The sequence below is a fragment of the Sphingobacterium wenxiniae genome (genome assembly GCF_900116225.1).
GTDB classification, from domain to species: domain Bacteria; phylum Bacteroidota; class Bacteroidia; order Sphingobacteriales; family Sphingobacteriaceae; genus Sphingobacterium; species Sphingobacterium wenxiniae.
This window is the reverse complement of record NZ_FOZZ01000007.1, coordinates 1-16874: the sequence shown is the minus strand read 5'-3', so window position 1 is coordinate 16874 and position 16874 is coordinate 1. Positions and strand designations below refer to the sequence as shown.

Annotated in this window: 13 protein-coding genes; 5 read left to right on the top strand and 8 right to left on the bottom strand. The window is 41.2% G+C overall.

Translation table 11 applies throughout. From position 1 onward, the window contains the following. Positions 1–39: 39 nt before the first annotated feature. The 4 genes from BM375_RS10285 to tyrS form a co-directional block, all read right to left on the bottom strand. On the bottom strand, positions 40–1068 hold the full coding sequence (locus tag BM375_RS10285) for a LacI family DNA-binding transcriptional regulator (RefSeq protein WP_093365820.1): 1029 nt from the start codon (positions 1066–1068) through the stop codon (positions 40–42). A 481-nt stretch (positions 1069–1549) separates the two neighbouring features. Continuing rightward, the gene (locus BM375_RS10280) at positions 1550–2191 is read right to left on the bottom strand and encodes an outer membrane lipoprotein periplasmic chaperone LolA1 (RefSeq protein ID WP_093365819.1); all 642 of its coding nucleotides are present in this window, start codon (positions 2189–2191) and stop codon (positions 1550–1552) included. Between the two features lies 1 nt (position 2192). Continuing rightward, complete coding sequence (locus tag BM375_RS10275; RefSeq protein WP_093365817.1) at positions 2193–4811, bottom strand: FtsK/SpoIIIE family DNA translocase; 2619 nt, start codon at positions 4809–4811, stop codon at positions 2193–2195. A gap of 268 nt (positions 4812–5079) precedes the next feature. After that, positions 5080–6363, bottom strand: coding sequence for a tyrosine--tRNA ligase (gene tyrS, locus BM375_RS10270; RefSeq protein ID WP_093365816.1), 1284 nt, complete (start codon positions 6361–6363; stop codon positions 5080–5082). 90 nt (positions 6364–6453) lie between these two features. Here tyrS and BM375_RS10265 point away from each other — a divergent pair, with 90 nt between their 5' ends. Continuing rightward, on the top strand, positions 6454–7125 hold the full coding sequence (locus BM375_RS10265; RefSeq protein WP_093365814.1) for an ACP phosphodiesterase: 672 nt from the start codon (positions 6454–6456) through the stop codon (positions 7123–7125). A 167-nt stretch (positions 7126–7292) separates the two neighbouring features. Then, complete coding sequence (locus tag BM375_RS10260) at positions 7293–8984, top strand: amino acid permease (RefSeq protein WP_093365813.1); 1692 nt, start codon at positions 7293–7295, stop codon at positions 8982–8984. A 14-nt stretch (positions 8985–8998) separates the two neighbouring features. Here the strand turns inward: BM375_RS10260 and BM375_RS10255 are convergent, their stop codons facing one another. Continuing rightward, entirely contained in the window at positions 8999–10939 is a 1941-nt protein-coding gene (locus tag BM375_RS10255; protein ID WP_093365811.1) for a KUP/HAK/KT family potassium transporter, read from the bottom strand. 215 nt (positions 10940–11154) lie between these two features. Here BM375_RS10255 and BM375_RS10250 point away from each other — a divergent pair, with 215 nt between their 5' ends. After that, the gene (locus BM375_RS10250) at positions 11155–11586 is read left to right on the top strand and encodes a T9SS type A sorting domain-containing protein (RefSeq protein WP_093365810.1); all 432 of its coding nucleotides are present in this window, start codon (positions 11155–11157) and stop codon (positions 11584–11586) included. A gap of 12 nt (positions 11587–11598) precedes the next feature. On the opposite strand, the gene ispG is transcribed toward BM375_RS10250, so the two are convergent. Both ispG and BM375_RS10240 read right to left on the bottom strand, forming a co-directional pair. Then, positions 11599–13596 (bottom strand): (E)-4-hydroxy-3-methylbut-2-enyl-diphosphate synthase, encoded by a 1998-nt coding sequence (ispG, locus tag BM375_RS10245; protein WP_093365808.1) that lies wholly within the window; start codon positions 13594–13596, stop codon positions 11599–11601. 27 nt (positions 13597–13623) lie between these two features. Further along, positions 13624–14553: a LiaI-LiaF-like domain-containing protein gene (locus BM375_RS10240; protein ID WP_093365807.1), complete on the bottom strand. Its 930-nt coding sequence runs from the start codon at positions 14551–14553 to the stop codon at positions 13624–13626. Positions 14554–14792: 239 nt separating this feature from the next. On the opposite strand from BM375_RS10240, the gene BM375_RS10235 reads away from it, so the two are divergent. Together BM375_RS10235 and BM375_RS10230 are read left to right on the top strand one after the other, a co-directional pair. Next, on the top strand, positions 14793–15527 hold the full coding sequence (locus BM375_RS10235) for an MlaE family ABC transporter permease (protein ID WP_093365805.1): 735 nt from the start codon (positions 14793–14795) through the stop codon (positions 15525–15527). A gap of 48 nt (positions 15528–15575) precedes the next feature. Beyond that, positions 15576–16331 (top strand): ABC transporter ATP-binding protein, encoded by a 756-nt coding sequence (locus BM375_RS10230; protein ID WP_093365804.1) that lies wholly within the window; start codon positions 15576–15578, stop codon positions 16329–16331. A gap of 301 nt (positions 16332–16632) precedes the next feature. Here BM375_RS10230 and BM375_RS10225 read toward each other — a convergent pair. Continuing rightward, a partial coding sequence (locus BM375_RS10225) for a transposase (protein WP_139227559.1) occupies positions 16633–16874 on the bottom strand: 242 nt, incomplete at its 5' end.

The window sequence follows — 16874 nt, the reverse complement described above, 5'->3', positions numbered from 1 at the left end:
TGAGGAGACTTCCGAAGTTTCTAAAACTTCGGAAGTCTTTTAGTCAACCTCGGTTGATTTCCGAAGCCGGATTGTAGTGGGAAGCTTTACGTTTTCCCATTCAATTTGGCTTCTGTTCTTTTTATTGATAATCTCTACGAGTTTTTTTACGGCAATCTCACCGATTTCTGTTGCTGGTTGGCGAATCGTTGTAAGGGAAGGGTTTAAGGACATCGCCAAATCTGTATTGGCAAATCCCAATACCGCCAATTGCTCTGGTACAGGGATGCCCATATTGGCTAATACGCCTAATAAATGCGTCGTTATAGTGTCTGAAGTTCCCAAAATCGCATTGGGTGGATGAGGGAGTGCCAAGAGCTTTTGAACGTTTTCACTTAGTCCTTCGTGCAGTTCTGCTATATTTTTTACAGTTAGGTAGATAATAAATTCTTTCCTTATAGGAATCTGGAAATCTTCGTGAGCTTTTATATACCCAGCCAATCGATCTGCAGTGATCCCTTGATGGACGCCACAGAGAACAGCAATATCTTTTCTGCCAATTTCAAAAAGGTGTTTACATGCATCATACGTTCCCTCGCTATTTAAAACACCAACCTTATGTGTTTCAACGGGATAGTTTGTCCGATCGAAAATCACCAAAGGTGTGTGTTTGGCAATTTCTTGAACTATAGCTGTATTCGATTGTTCATGAATAGGGCAGAGTAATAGTCCGTCAATGCCTTTGGCAATCATCTCGGTAATGGAAGTTCTCTCAACGGCCTCGTTTTCCATGCTATTCATAATGACCACCCGAAAGTTATTGACCGATGCAGTGTTTTGTATACCTTCAAGCATCTGGGACTCAAAAGGGCTGCTCATCTTAGGCAGGATGACTCCAATGGTATTCGTCTTACCTGTTTTGAGAATTTGCGCAATGATATTGGGCTGGTAATTGTGTTGCTGCGCATATTCACGCACGCGTTTCTTGGTTTCCTCGCTTATTTCATGGCTGTCGTTCAGTGCCTTGGATACGGTGGACACCGACATGTTCAGTGCCTGGGCTAAGCTTTTCAACGTGATTTTTGCCATGATTTCTGAGTTGATTTATAAAATATGCTTTAATCAAGCCTTATTAGACAAATATAACTTATCCATGTAGCTTATAAAAACAAAATACCTATAAGGTTTAGCTTTTATCTAAGTAGAAGCTATACGGTAATGCCCGCCGATAATACAAAAAACCTTATAGGTTTGGGGCTTTCATAATGAGGAGAATATGAAAATATCTATTCTTTTTTATTTGATTACTAATTCAGAGATTTGTGTCAATGATAATCTTAGTAGGACTATTTGCCATACCGCTTTGTCCTGACCTTTTCTACCTCTTTTGTGATTTCATCTAAGTCGGGAGCAGACTCTGCTTTGGTGCGTAACTTGGCCAATACTTTAACGAACTCTCTCTTCGATTGCTCTTCTAAAGAGATTAATTTTAAATCAGCCAGATTTTTTTAATAAATCTACTGTCTTCGGATTCAATATGTTAATATTAATTAATATACAAAATTAACACCTATCTCAAATCCACAACCTCATAACCCGTATAATTGCTTTTGTTAAAAGCAAAATATGTGTCCGGAATTTGGTGATTGACGTAGAGTGCTTTAATCGTATACGTGTAGCGTGCGCCGGATTTGTCAAAAATCAGCACATCGTGGATGTGTTTGTTTTTGTTTACGCGCAGCTTTATTTTAAAATAATTCTTACGGGTGTCTATTGGACTTAATTCGATAACGTTCAGTGTTTCCTGCCCTAGGCGTTCGTCATCCATGCTGACATATTTGAAGCCTTCTTTGTAGAAGGTGAACAGGTTGTTAGGACCAATAGCATCGGTACTGTTATCCGCTTCGTTTACTTGCACCTCTTTGTCTTCTTTGAGGATTGACCAGGTCGCCTTGCCATCGCCTATAAGCTCCTGTGCAGACAGGTTGATGCGGTACTGGTTTCTGGGTTTGTTCAAATAGAGTGTACCCTTATCTGAGTAGGATTCACCTTGAACCTGCTGTGCGGCAAATGTAAAGTCGGATTGAATGGTTCTATAGGCATCGTATTTTTTAGATACCTCGTCCAATAGTTTTTTTGCATGCGGGTCTGTCTGTGCTACAACTACTGCAACACTGAACAAGACCATAAATGCCATTAAAATACCTTTCATCTTACGAATTTCTTAATGTTTCCAAATACTGTTCCAACGAATATTCATCGGGGTAAAGCACTTCACGGGCTTTACTGCCTTCAAATGGTCCCACAATACCTGCGGCTTCCAATTGATCGATGATTCGCCCAGCTCTGTTGTAGCCTAATTTCAGCTTACGTTGGATGAGGGAGGTAGAACCTTGCTGATGCATAACAATCAGTCGGGCTGCCTCTTCAAAGAGAGCATCTCTGTCCGAAAGGTCGAAATCGGCTATACCACCACCTTCTTCTCCTTCGCCTACGTATTCAGGCAGAAGGAGTGCTGATGCATAACCTCTTTGGCCGCCGATAAACTGAGCAATAGCTTCAACCTCTGGTGTGTCTACAAATGCACACTGTATGCGGACCAAGTCATTGCCAGAAGATAAAAGCATATCGCCTTTACCAATCAACTGGTCAGCTCCGCCTGTATCCAAAATCGTACGTGAGTCGATCTTGGATGATACGCGGAAGGCTATACGTGCCGGGAAGTTGGCCTTGATTGTACCTGTAATGATATTCACTGATGGTCGCTGTGTCGCGATAATCAAGTGTATACCAATGGCACGGGCCAACTGTGCCAGGCGGGCTATCGGTGTTTCTACTTCCTTACCTGCTGTTATCATCAAATCCGCAAACTCATCAACTACCAGAACTATAAAAGGTAAGAATCGATGACCCTCCTCAGGGTTTAATCTGCGGTTGACAAATTTTGTATTGTATTCTTTTAAATTACGTACTTGTGCATTTTTCAAAAGGTCATAGCGCTGATCCATCTCAATACACAACGAATTCAACGTATTGATTACTTTCTTGGTGTCTGTGATGACTGCTTCTTCTTCTCCTGGTAATTTTGCCAGAAAATGTCGCTCAATGATATTGAGTAGAGACAACTCCACTTTCTTCGGGTCGACCAAGACAAATTTTAATTCTGCAGGGTGTTTTTTGTAAAGAAGCGAAGTTAATATCGCGTTTATACCGACTGATTTACCTTGTCCTGTCGCACCTGCCATTAATAAGTGTGGCATCTTTGCTAGGTCGGCAATGTATACCTCGTTGGAGATGGTCTTGCCCAAAGCAATTGGCAGATCCATATCTGTTTTTTGGAACTTTTCGGTAGCCAGTACAGATTTCATGGGTACGATTTCCTTATTGGTATTCGGTACTTCGATACCAATAGTTCCTCGTCCGGGTATCGGTGCAATGATGCGGATACCCAAAGCAGCAAGACTTAATGCGATGTCGTCTTCGAGATTTTTAATTTTCGATATACGCGTTCCCGGTTTGGGAATAATCTCGTATAGGGTAATCGTAGGACCGATGGTGGCTTTAATCTGGTCGATTTCGATGCTGAAATTGCGTAATGTTTCGACAATTTGATTCTTGTTGGCCTCGAGTTCCTGCGGATTGACTTGTATCTTCCCGGAACCATAATCTTTCAAGAGCTCAAGTGGTGGATATTGGTAGCCTGAAAGGTCCAGCTTGGGGTCGTATTCGCCAAATTGGGCAACAAGATCGTTTGCAGATATAGCTTTCTCTTCCTTGATCTCTTCTACGCTGAGCTGGGGCTCGTGGATTTCTGGTTCGATTTGCACCGGAATGGTCTCTGTGGCAGATGTATCAACTGATAAAGGAATCTGGTTTTCTACATGGAGTTCGGTGGCGGAAAAAGTAAAGTTGGTATCACCTTCTTCGTCTTCCTCTTCGTCGATGGTTTCCTCTACTGTGGTAATAGGTGTATCCTTTATTGTATTGTGTTGCGGAATGCTTGGTTCTTCTTTTTCTTCTGGTAAAGTATTCCTGACATTATTTGCCGTATGCTTTCCCGCGGAGAAAGACTCGTAATTATCTTCCTCATCATGCTCTAATTCCTCTTCGTTGATTTGTTTTTTACTTGTCCAAGAAAGTTTTAAGTCCAAGTTGTAGATCAATATCAAAACGGTTAAATAAGCAAATATCAATAAAGCTGCCACACCGACAGTACCTATCTGTGCTTTTAGAAGCTGATTCGTCCAGTAACCGAATTTCCCTTCCAGAATGTGGGGGGAATCGGTAAGGAAATCTTGTAAGAAACCAAAGGTAACGGATAAAAATACGATAGCTGTAATAGAGTACATCAACGTCTTCCAAACTGGAAAGATGGATTTTTTGTATAGAAATTTATAGCCTAAGACAAACAAGACAAGCACAAAAAGGAACGAAGCAATCCCAAACCATTCATAAATAAACTGATTGGCGAGCAAAGCACCTAATTTTCCCAATTTGTTTTCGACGATGGGTAATTCGGCATGTTCATCGGCTATTTCTTGTGCAGATTTGAACAGGGTAGACCAACCGCCATTGGTCTGTGCAATATAGCTTTGATCCTGTTTCCATGTGAAAAGATAGGAAATGAAAGATACTGCAAAGATGAAAGAAACGAACAGTAGGAAAATACCCAAAATTTTGAGGGCTTTGCGTTGTCCTTCCGAAAAGTTGATGCTATCAAAAGATTTTAGGCGCGATTTGGCGCTATATGTGACATTTCCAGCAGGACGTTGCGGTTTCCGCACACTGTTGCTCCCCGATGAATTTTTAAATGTATTTCCTTTATTTGACATGAAAATTAGATACTACTCCTTCTTACAAAGGTAGCAAAAAAAATGTTGAAGCGATAGGGTAGATTGGGATGTGTGAATGGTGAAATTCGCAGGCAAAAAGAGAGGGGTTGGAAAGCTACGAAAAGACTGCGATTAAGAAACAAACATCACCGTCATTGCGAGGAACGAAGCAATCTGGTGATGTCGAAAACGTAGATTGCTTCGTCATTCTTCCTCGCAATGACGCGTTTTCTTAGGTTTCAAATGACTTTTGAAACAACTTCTAAAATTATTCCACAATAACTAAAAAATAGTTTTTCTTGCCACGTTGGACAACAATATATTTTTCGTTTATCAGCTGTGTGTTGTCAACGATTTGCTCAACATCGCCCAACTTTTCTTTATTGATGGATACGCCTCCGCCTTGTAGCATTTTACGGGCCTCGCCTTTAGAGGGGAATACTTGTGTATGCGTGGCTAAGAAATCCAGTACATTGATACCTTGTGCGAGGTCTTCCTTTTTGATAGTGAATTGTGGGACACCATCGAAAACTTCCAAGACACCTTCGTGATCTAGGTCTGCCAAAAACGCTAACGAACCATTTCCGAAAAGGAATTCCGATGTTTTGACGGCCGTCTCGTAATCTTTTTCAGAATGTGTGCGGATAGTGATGTCTTTTGCTAATGCCTTTTGTACGGCACGTGTATGCGGTGCAGCATCATGTTCGGCAATAATAGCTTCGATTTCTTCTTTTGTTTTGAGCGTAAAGATGTTAATCCAGTTTTTTGCATCATCATCATTTGCGTTCAACCAGAATTGGTAATATTTGTATGGTGAAGTCTTTTTCGGGTCCAGCCATACCGCACCGGATTCGGTTTTTCCGAATTTCTGTCCATCAGCTTTTTTGATAAGCTGTGTTGTCAAGGCATAAGCTGTGCCCTGATCCTGGCGGCGTATCATTTCACTTCCTGTTACAATATTGCCCCATTGATCAGAACCGCCCATCTGTATTTTGCAGTTGTGATGCTTCCAAAGATAGTAGAAATCATAACCTTGGATTAGCTGGTACGTAAACTCGGTGAACGACAATCCATTCTCCCCTTCCAAACGTTTCTTTACGGAGTCCTTGGCCATCATATAGTTGACCGTAATCAACTTCCCTACATCACGGATAAAGTCCAAGAAACTGAAGTCCTTGAACCAATCATAATTGTTGACCATCTTGGCATCATTCTCTCCCTCGCCGAAGTTGAGAAACTTGGCCAACTGCTTCTTCAAACAGTCCACATTATGTTGTAATGTGGCTTCATCCAACAAATTACGCTCGGCAGATTTGAAGGAAGGGTCGCCAATCATACCTGTCGCACCACCAACTAAAGCAACGGGTTTGTGCCCTGCGTTTTGAAAGTGAATAAGCGTCATGATTTGCGTAAGGTGCCCTACGTGTAGGGAATCTCCTGTTGGGTCGAAGCCGATATAGCCGGATACTTTTTCCTTATTCAGTAAGTCTTCAGTTCCGGGCATGATATCCTGCAGCATACCTCTCCAACGTAGTTCTTCTACAAAGCTCATCTTTTTATATGGTTAAGATTTTTTTAACTAAGATTGCAAAGATAAGAGATTAAGCCGTATCTTACGATAAATAAACAAGAAGTTTGGGACGTGAATTTTTTATCACACTATTATTTTGAACGTTATTCTCCGCACTCGGAGCGTATTTTGGGCGCCTTATTGCCTGATTTGTTAAAGAATGTGCATAAAGAATATAATTTTCACCCACAATGTCACGAAGAGATCTTATTTGCTCATCCTTCCACGCGGCATATATCAGAGGGCTGGTATAGACATGTAGAAGTCGATAGGTTATTTCATAATGCACCTTTTTTTCTGGATCACTGTCATGTTTTACGTAAGGAGTTAGAACCTATTTTAACGCACCTTCCTATTCGTGCTTCATTTATGGCGCACATCGCTGTCGAATTGTTGCTGGATCATCTGTTAATTGTACATTCCTTGGTAAATCCTGTTCGATTGTATGAGCATCTTGGACAGGTTAAAGCGAGTCAAATTAGACAATATCTCAGTGTATTGGGAATAGATGCCACGGAGTTTCTGGAGTTTTATGAGAAATTTATAGCGTCGCGTTACATTCTGGATTATGCACAGATCGAGAATATTGCCTATGCACTGTTCAATATCTGCAAACGGGTGTGGACTTTTTCGATAGAAGATGGGGATTACGAGAAACTAACTGATTGTTTAACTCGCTACAGGGATAAGGAATTGGGAGGTTTTAGGAAAATATTTTATGATATTCAGGACAACCTGACTTGATTTCTTATTTTTTATTGGCAGTTTTGTGCTCTTAAATGCTTTGTATACTACTAACACGAATATAAAATATAAAAAAGTGATAAGGGTTATGGTAGTGAAGATCGTGATGAAGGACATAGCTTTCATTACCTCCATAACTTCGTTCGCTTCGATAACTTTAGAATAATATGAATAATAGACTTTTCAGGAAGAAGAGTGTTGACCAGATTTTACGCGATTCGCAAGAGGGGACAGGGTTAGCGAAAGTTCTGGGTGTGCGGGATTTGGTTTCGTTGGGCATTGCGGCTATCGTTGGGGCAGGTATTTTCAGTACGATAGGCTTAGCGGCTTATAACGGTGGTCCGGCGGTTTCTTTGCTTTTTGTGTTTGTTGCTTTTGCCTGTGTATTCACTGCTTTGTCCTATGCACAGTTTGCCAGTACTGTACCTGTATCGGGGAGTGCTTACACCTACGCTTATGTGGCTTTTGGCGAACTTTTTGCGTGGATCATAGGTTGGGCACTGGTATTGGAATATGCGGTATCGAATATGGTAGTCGCTATTTCATGGTCTCAATATTTTGTGTCGATGTGTTCTGGTTTTGGTCTCCACATACCTAAATGGCTGACTATGGCTCCGGGATATGCGCTCGATGCTCAGGCTAAAATGTTGGAGGTTGGAGTGGAAAACTTGCAAGGTATCGAAAAGGTTGCTCTGCAAGCTTATCAGACTGCGCCGAGAATCGGTGATATTCCGATTATTTTTGATTTACCAGCCGGACTGATTACAGTGTTGGTGACTTGGTTGGTGTATATTGGTATCAAGGAATCCCAAAAGGCAAGCAATCTTATGGTGCTTATTAAGATAGGTGTTATTGTAGCGGTGATTTTAGGGGGCATTTTTTTCATCAAGCCAGAGAACTGGACACCATTTGCGCCAAATGGAATGGGAGGCGTGTTAAGTGGAATAGCAGCCGTGTTCTTTGCTTTTATTGGTTTTGACTCTATCTCGACTACAGCCGAGGAATGTAAAAATCCTCAACGGGACTTGCCTCGAGCGATGATTTACTGTTTGGTTATTTGTGCAGTGTTGTATGTATTGATTACATTGGTATTGACAGGGATGGTTCATTATTCAGATTTGAACGTCAAGGATCCGTTGGCTTATGTGTTTGAATACGTTGGTTTTGACCATATGGCTGGTATTATTTCGGTAACTTCTGTCATTGCGATTACGAGTGCGTTACTTGTTTTTCAATTGGCACAGCCACGTATCTGGATGACGATGAGCCGTGATGGCTTGCTATGGAAGAAATTTGCGCGTATACACCCTAAATATAAAACGCCTTCGTATGCTACTATTGTGACAGGATTTGTAGTTGCTATTCCTTCTTTGTTCTTCAAAATGGATTTCTTTGTCGATTTGACCTCTGTAGGTACGTTTTTCGCCTTTATCCTTGTTTGTGGCGGGGTTCTTTATATGGATCATTCTGGTCTCTCTAAGAAATCTAAGTTTAAAGTGCCGTATGTAAATGGTAAATACCTGATAGGTTTAGGTTTGGTTATCGCTTTGGTTCTTTTATGGCTTTATGGGCAAGATGCGCTACAAGAGTGGCGCAATGAGAGCTGGCTTTATATCCTTGAACATAAATCGCTGACCATTATCTTTTGGATCGTGTGGATTGTCTTGGCCGTGATGGGGTATAAATACAATTTCTCCCTGTTACCTGTGACGGGTATTCTGGTTAACCTGTATTTGATGACTGAGCTTGGCGCCAGCAACTGGATAATCTTTGTGATCTGGTTGGTGCTTGGTTTGGTAATTTATTTTATATACGGTTATCGCCATTCCAAATTGAACACCGGGAATATAAGTGCATAAGATTACTTAGGCACTTATATCCTGTGGAGTTTTACTTCTTTGGTGTTGGGTATGTTCAACGGCACACGTTCTACCGTGACGAAGCTGCTATCCAACCCAAACCCTTTTTCTTCTGATAAGCTAAAGCGTTTAAGAAATTTGTAGATTTCCAATATTATTTTCTGGTACCAACGCAGATCATGGGTTTTGGAAATTATTTTTTCCAAGACTACGAAATTAAAATCACCGGCTATATGATGTTTTTTTAATGTGTCATAATTACTAGTGATGTCAATCTCACCGTTAGCTACCATATCTTCTACAACTTTACGGAATAGAAGACTTATACGTTGTTCTTCACGGAAACCTAATCTAAAATCAATACGAACTAGTTTTTGAGGAATGAGTTGTTGGACGGTGTATTCCCGCGTGTGGGGATTGTCCATCACATCGACGTGAACAAGCCAATATACATCTGCTCGTTTAGGTTTTTTGTTAATAATAGAATAGATAATTTTATATTCAATCTCGCTTTTATTGTTCGCGCTTGTGAGATATACCAGATGTGAAGCAAAGAGCGGTACACTTTTATCTTCGCTTAATTCAGATATGATCGAATAGTAGTCTTGGATTTTGGTAAATCGGACAAAACTGTTCTTGATTTTTCGAGCGCCATACCATGAGAACATGATGATAAAAAGGGTACTGGCCAATAGCAGGGTTAACCAACCACCATGTTGTATTTTCACCCCATTGCCCATCAAGAATGTAATCTCTATGATAAAATATACTAAGGCGAAAAGGATGACCCAGACTTTTTGGATGTGTACCCGGATCAAGAAGAAACACATCAGGATGGTTGTGGCAATAAAGGTCAGGTTGATAGCCAGGCCGTAAGCAGCTTCCATATTACTGGATTCCTTGAATACGACGATGATAAGCATACAGCCGACATACAATATGAAATTAATGGATGGAACATATAATTGTCCTTTCTGGTCACTAGGGTATCGAATTGTTACTTTGGGCCATATATTCAAGCGCACGGCTTCCGAAATAAGTGTAAAAGAACCGGATATCATTGCTTGACTGGCGATAATGGCGGCAATGGTCGCGATAGCAATGCCATAAACCAGGAAACCCGCAGGCATAATCCCATAGAAAGGATTTTGTCCGCTAATAGGCGATCCAACGTGTTCTAATAACCAAGCTCCCTGTCCGAAGTAATTTAATATTAATGCTATCTTAACAAAGATCCAACTGATACGGATATTCTGCTTTCCGCAATGCCCCATATCTGAATACAAGGCTTCTGCCCCTGTTGTACATAGGAAAATAGCCCCAATGAGCACAAGCGCATTGGGATGTTCGATAATGGTACGTATAGCGTAGTAGGGGTTAAGGGCAGAGACTATCTCCGGTGCGTGATGAATATGTAATGCGCCTAATATACCGATTGTCGAAAACCAGATGAGCATCAATGGCCCGAATACCCGACCAACAATAGAGGTGCCGAATCGTTGTATAAGAAAAAGCAAAGATATGATACTAACTACGATAGGGACAGTGGGTAGGGAAGGGTTGTGAATCAGCAATCCCTCTACGGCGGACGAAATGGTTATTGCGGGAGTAATCATCCCATCTGCAAGTAGTGTGCTTGCTCCAATAATAGCGGGAATGATTAACCATTTTGCTCTTTTCTTGACCAATGAATAGAGTGACAGTATTCCTCCTTCTCCCTTATTGTCTGCATTAAGCGTAATCCATACATATTTGATGGTAGTTTGTAGCGTTAATGTCCAAAATACGCAAGAAAGACTGCCTAAGATAAGGTCTTTCTCAACAATACCTTGATTGAATATAGCTTTGAAAACATAGAGGGGAGAAGTGCCAATATCACCGAAAATAATGCCTAAGCTTATCAATAAACCAGCCATGCTGAGTTTATGTGCATCGTGATGCTTTGTTGGTTTCATTTTGTATAATTTATTTGAAACACGGGTATTAGAAAAACGGAGCGAATGTAGATAAAAAAAACAATACAACGTATATTGCTGTTAAAAATTGTTAAAAGGAAAACTTTTTTTTAACAGTGCATGGTTTTTCAATAAAAAAAATTAGATTTGTATAGGTGCTTTGAAAGAAGTGTATTTAAACCAAACATCTATTTTTTAGTCTATTGAAATAAACTATGACAAGAATAATTGGAAAAGTAGCTTTAACAATGATAGTAAGCGCAATGATGCTTACTACAGGGAAAGCTACGGCTAATTTTTCTGCTGTAGATTTATCTCTTATCCCGACAAAAACAGAATTTTTGTATGCTGTTTCTTCGGAACGTGCAAATGATGATAGCGAGAAGCTGATTTCGAATGTCAAAGTTTTCTATAACCCGATTGCAGATCAAGTTACGCTTAACTTCAAACTTAATAAGCAAAATACGGTTGCGATTAAGGTGATGGATGCTTTGGGGAATGAAGTGTTGAACTTAATGAACGGTCGTTTGGATGACGGTTTGCAAAGTTTGTCTTTCGATGCAAATGGAAAACTGACCGCAGGTTTCTATTTTGTCCGTGTCACCTCTGGTACGGAAGTTATCGTAAAACGTATTTCGGTAAGATAATTCCTTTCCCCCTTACTCTTCTATCCACAACCCGTCGGCTTTGATAATGTCGATAAGTTCATCAAGCGCATTGGCGGAACTTACATTCTTTTTCACGACTTCTTTTCCGCGATATAAGGTGATTTTGTCCGGACCAGCACCAACATAGCCGTAATCTGCATCTGCCATTTCTCCCGGTCCATTCACAATACAGCCCATAATGCCGATTTTAAGGCCTTTGAGGTGGCTTGTACGCAAGCGTATCATCTGTGTTGTTTCTTGCAAGTCAAATAGGGTACGTCCGCAGCTTGGGCAAGAAATGTATTCTGTCTTGGAAATACGTGAACGCGTAGCTTGTAGTACACCGAATGAAATGGACGTTAATTTGTCGATAGCTGTAGCCGGAGATTCAATCCAGATTCCTGAACCAAGTCCGTCTATTAAAAGGGCTCCAATATCCGTTGCTGCATATAATTGTAGCTTGGATATGGGTTCTTCGGGATTCATAATATCGCCTAAAGGCCCTGAAAACTCTTCAACGGCATAGCTCCGCTTAATAATTACCGGGTTGTTGATGCCAATAGCTTGCAGGTTTTGGAAAAACTGCCGTTGGTCTGCCATACCATGTATGTGCTGTGTTTCCAAAATGAACACCGTGGTCTTGTCCACTTGCATATTCGCGAAATCTTCTGACGAAAGGTCGTCATTGCTGATATGAACGAGATTTAATGCCTTGTCTTTTTCAGCTGCGGTATTGTATTCCGATAGGCTATATACTGGATGTTTATTTCCCTTCTCTGCCAGTTGGCGCCAAGTCGCATAATTGTAAAGCACCTTAAGGTTTCCCGGAAGCTGAAAAGAGGGGAGGTTGTTGCCTAAGTAAACAAAATCTACAGACTGATCCCCCATGTGGTATTTGTCGTTCAACGCATCGTAACGATAGCCTACAGCTGATAGAATAAATGGATCTTTTAAGTTTTCATTGGAAATATCCACCACTACGCGAGGAACAAGTGAACCTCCTATAAAAGCATTTACTTCCTGAGCTTCGTAGGGTTGTGTTTCCGCATAGTCGGATAATTTTAGGATTTCACGCGGTGGATGGTTTTCTATAGCGGTCTTTCTGCGCGCATATCGATTAACCAAGGCGATAGCTACTGGTGCTTCTTTTTCAGGTTCTTCAGTAAGGGATACGCGAACGGTATCACCTAATCCGTCTTCGAGAAGGGTGCCTATGCCAACGGCAGATTTAATGCGTCCATCTTCACCATCACCAGCTTCTGTTACGCCTAAGTGCAGCGGATAGTTCATGTTCTCAGCAACCATTCTTTCGACCAACAAGCGATAGGCCTTCACCATAATCTGCGGGTTGGAAGATTTCATGGAAACTACGAGGTTATAATAGCTGAGGTCTTCACAGATACGGATAAATTCTAAAGCAGATTCTACCATGCCCTCCGGTGTATCTCCATATCGACTCATGATGCGGTCGGATAGAGAGCCATGGTTGGTACCGATACGCATCGCAGTTCCGTACTCTTTACATATACCTACCAAAGGCGCAAATTTCTTGTAGATTCGGTCTAATTCACCTTGATATTCACTATCCGTATAGTCGATTTGATCGAATTTCTTTTTGTCGGCATAGTTGCCGGGATTGATGCGGACTTTCTCTACAATTCGTGCAGCAACTTCAGCAGCGTTAGGAGTGAAGTGGATATCGGCAACCAAGGGTACATGGTAACCTCTGTCTCGTAAACCTTTTTTGATAAGTGCGAGATTCTCGGCTTCCTTGATACTCGGGGCGGTAATGCGGACATATTCACAACCGGCATCCACCATACGGATTGTTTGCTCAATAGAACCAAAAGTGTCCATTGTGTCCACGGTGGTCATGCTTTGGATACGTATGGGCTGCTGTCCGCCCATCGGTATATCTCCGATTTGTACTTCTCTTGTCAAAAACCGACTGTACTCCGTTTTGGAGTTACAGTATCCGCCTGCTAATATGATTGCGTTTTTCGTATCCATTGTCACCCACAAAGGTAGGGATTATCCTTAATACCTTGAAATGGTAAACGTATTCGCCGCTCCATCTAATTCGATATCGAATCTTTTTGACGCATTATCGTAGTTATTGCTGGTTGCCAACCCTTTTTGCATATTGTCAAATCCTTCTAAGTTGTTGGAAGAGGCTATAGTGGAATATTTTATCCGTACAGGAGCATCTTTCGGAATGTGCAGGTGAATGGTTGAAGCACCTGTGGCAATCTTTATTTTTGTGGTTTCCAATTGTGGTTCTCCCAGTTTCAAGTCCATAGAGCTTGCTCCGGTGTTGATATCCAGTTTCTTTATTTTAAAGGGGGATAAATCACCAGAAAACTTAGCAGCACCATAGTTTAATTCCATATCCCAAACGGGAGCTGTATGCAATGACATCGCAACTTTTCTGTTGACTTTGTTATTCTTCTTCCCTTTGGGTTTAGCTGTAAGTTCGATTTTTTGCTCGCCGTCTTTGTTTTTGCTCTCCAAGCGAAGTCCCATGTCTTCACTTTCACACGTTGCCTCAAGAAGTTTTGCATCAGACGGTGCGATTTCAAAGGCTCCGGCACCGCCGTTAAAGTCGAATTTTACTTCTTGCACGTTTTCTTCGTAAGGTACTGAGACTGTAGAAAGGAGGTCTTTATTATCTTTGTCGTTGGAGAAAGAGATATTTCCGTTGTTAAATATTTTGGGAGTCCATCCTGTATTGGGAGAGGAGAGACCTACGAAAACAATCCAACCCAAAAAGAGTACGTTACAAGCTATTTTGATGTATCCTCCGTAGGCTCTGTTCTGTACCATGAGGTTGACCCCAACGAGGATAACGGAAAGTGGCCAGTATTTCACGATTGCCCATAAATTGAAATCGATTACGTCTAGATTGTGCAACAGCAGCAGTAGACCTATGCAGACGAACCATATTCCAGAGATGATTTTATTTTCCATGTTACTTGATTTCCTGTGTAAATATATAGGTCAAAAGTATAAGATACTAATTTTTTGGCAAACTACTTTTAGGTTATGTTGTTCATATTATCGGCGAAAGGAAGTTTTGTATCGGTGAATTTTCTTCTTGTCGCTAAGATATGAGGTTTTCTAAAGTCAAAATGACTTAATGAGGATTAATAATCTTAGGTGTAAATGTGTATATTGCGTTATAATTTGTTTTAAGCTTGTAAAATAGTATGATATTCCATCATTTTGGTAAGTATGTGATGTTGTTGCGGAAGGTTTTCAAAAAACCGGAGAAGTGGAAAATATACATCAAGGAGATTTTTCATGAGATGAATGAAATTGGTGTTGGTTCTTTGGGGCTGATTCTGATTATTTCGACGTTCATCGGAGCCGTAATGACATTGCAAATTGCGTTTCAGTTGGTTTCAGATCTGATACCGTCTACGGTTATCGGGCAGATTAATAGGGACTCTAACATTCTGGAACTGGGGCCTACGATTTCGGCATTGGTGCTGATGGGGAAAGTAGGTTCTTCTATATCATCACAGATAGGTTCGATGCGTGTAACCGAACAGATCGATGCCTTGGAAATTATGGGGATTAATGCGCCGGGGTACCTTATCCTGCCTAAGATTATTGCTGGGGTAGTGATGATGCCTGCATTAGTAATTGTGGCTATTTTTTGTGCGATCTGTGGGGGTTTGATTGGTGGTTCTTTATCGGGAGCGGTTGCTCCTTCAGATTATATCCAGGGCATACAAGGTGGGTTCAATGGTTTCACGGTAGCAGTAGCCTTGGTAAAGGCATTTGTTTTTGGGTTTATTATTACCTCTGTGCCGGCCTATAAGGGGTTTTATGTACGTGGAGGAGCCTTGGAAGTCGGGCAGGCCGGAACGCAGGCCGTAGTCATCGGCTGTATTTCGATATTGGTTTGTGACTATGTTATTACCGCACTAATGCTTTAGGTTTGTAGATGCGCAAATTTGCAGATCTGCATTTCAAAAAATAAATTTATGATTGAGATTCAAAATATACATAAATCTTTTGGGGATAATCATGTGTTGAAGGGGATTGATGCGGCTTTTGAACCAGGAAAGGTCAGTATGATTATCGGTGGTTCTGGTTCGGGAAAAAGTACGCTTCTGAAGTGTATTGTAGGGTTGCATGAGCCGGAGAAAGGGCAGGTTTACTTTGACAAAGAGGAGTTTACGCAGATGAGTTTTGAAGAACGTATCCCTGTACGCCGAGAGATAGGGATGTTGTTTCAGAATTCTGCGCTCTTTGATTCTATGACAGTGGAACAAAATATTGTCTTTGGGTTGGATATGTTTACCAGCATGAGCAAAGAGGAAAAGGTGGATCGGGCAAACTTATGTTTGGAGCGTGTGAACCTGAAAAACACAAATCACCTTTATCCATCGGAGCTTTCGGGAGGTATGAAGAAGCGTGTTGGTATTGCTCGAGCAATTAGTATGAATCCAAAATATCTGTTTTGTGATGAACCAAACTCTGGTTTAGATCCAGCAACATCTATCTTGATCGATGAGCTGATTCAAGAACTCACCGAGGAGTATCAATGTACAACGGTAGTGGTTACCCATGATATGAACTCGGTGATGGGAATTGGTGATTATATTTTATTCCTCTATAAAGGTGAAAAATTTTGGGAAGGATCGAATACCGATATGTTGAAGTCAGATGTTCAGGAGTTGAATGATTTTGTATTTGCCAGTCCGCTGATGCAAGCTGCGCGGCAGGTGATTAAGTAGCACAGCTGAAAATACGTTCGATTAGGACGTAAGCAGCCAAAAAGGCGAGCAGAAAACTCCGAGCGAGCGACAAGGCTCAAATTTACGAAAAAAGTCGAACTTTTGCTTAACTTTTTCAACCTGAAAAGAGTCAACAGCCGAGGTATGTCTCAAGCCAATAAGCATATTCTGATGTCAAGTTTAGCGTATAACTTGAAGAAGTATTTGCGTTTTGTAGTGAAAAAGGTAGTGTAAACTGAACTGTGTCACATCACTCCTTTTAGGGTTCGTGCTCAGAGGCTGAAAGCCTCGAGTGCGAACCCTAAAAGGAGTTGCCGAAGGCCTTAATTCTATCCCCAAATTTAATATGTAGTTGTTGCATTGTCAATCCCCAATTTCGAATAGGCATGGTCCATTTTTTTGAAATCTCCTTAACCGTGAGATAAACCAACTTCAAGAGTGCCTGATCAGAAGTAAATGCACCTTTCGTTTTGGTCACTTTTCTGATCTGACGGTGCATAGCCTCAATAGCATTTGTGGTATAAATAGCTCTGCGGATATCAG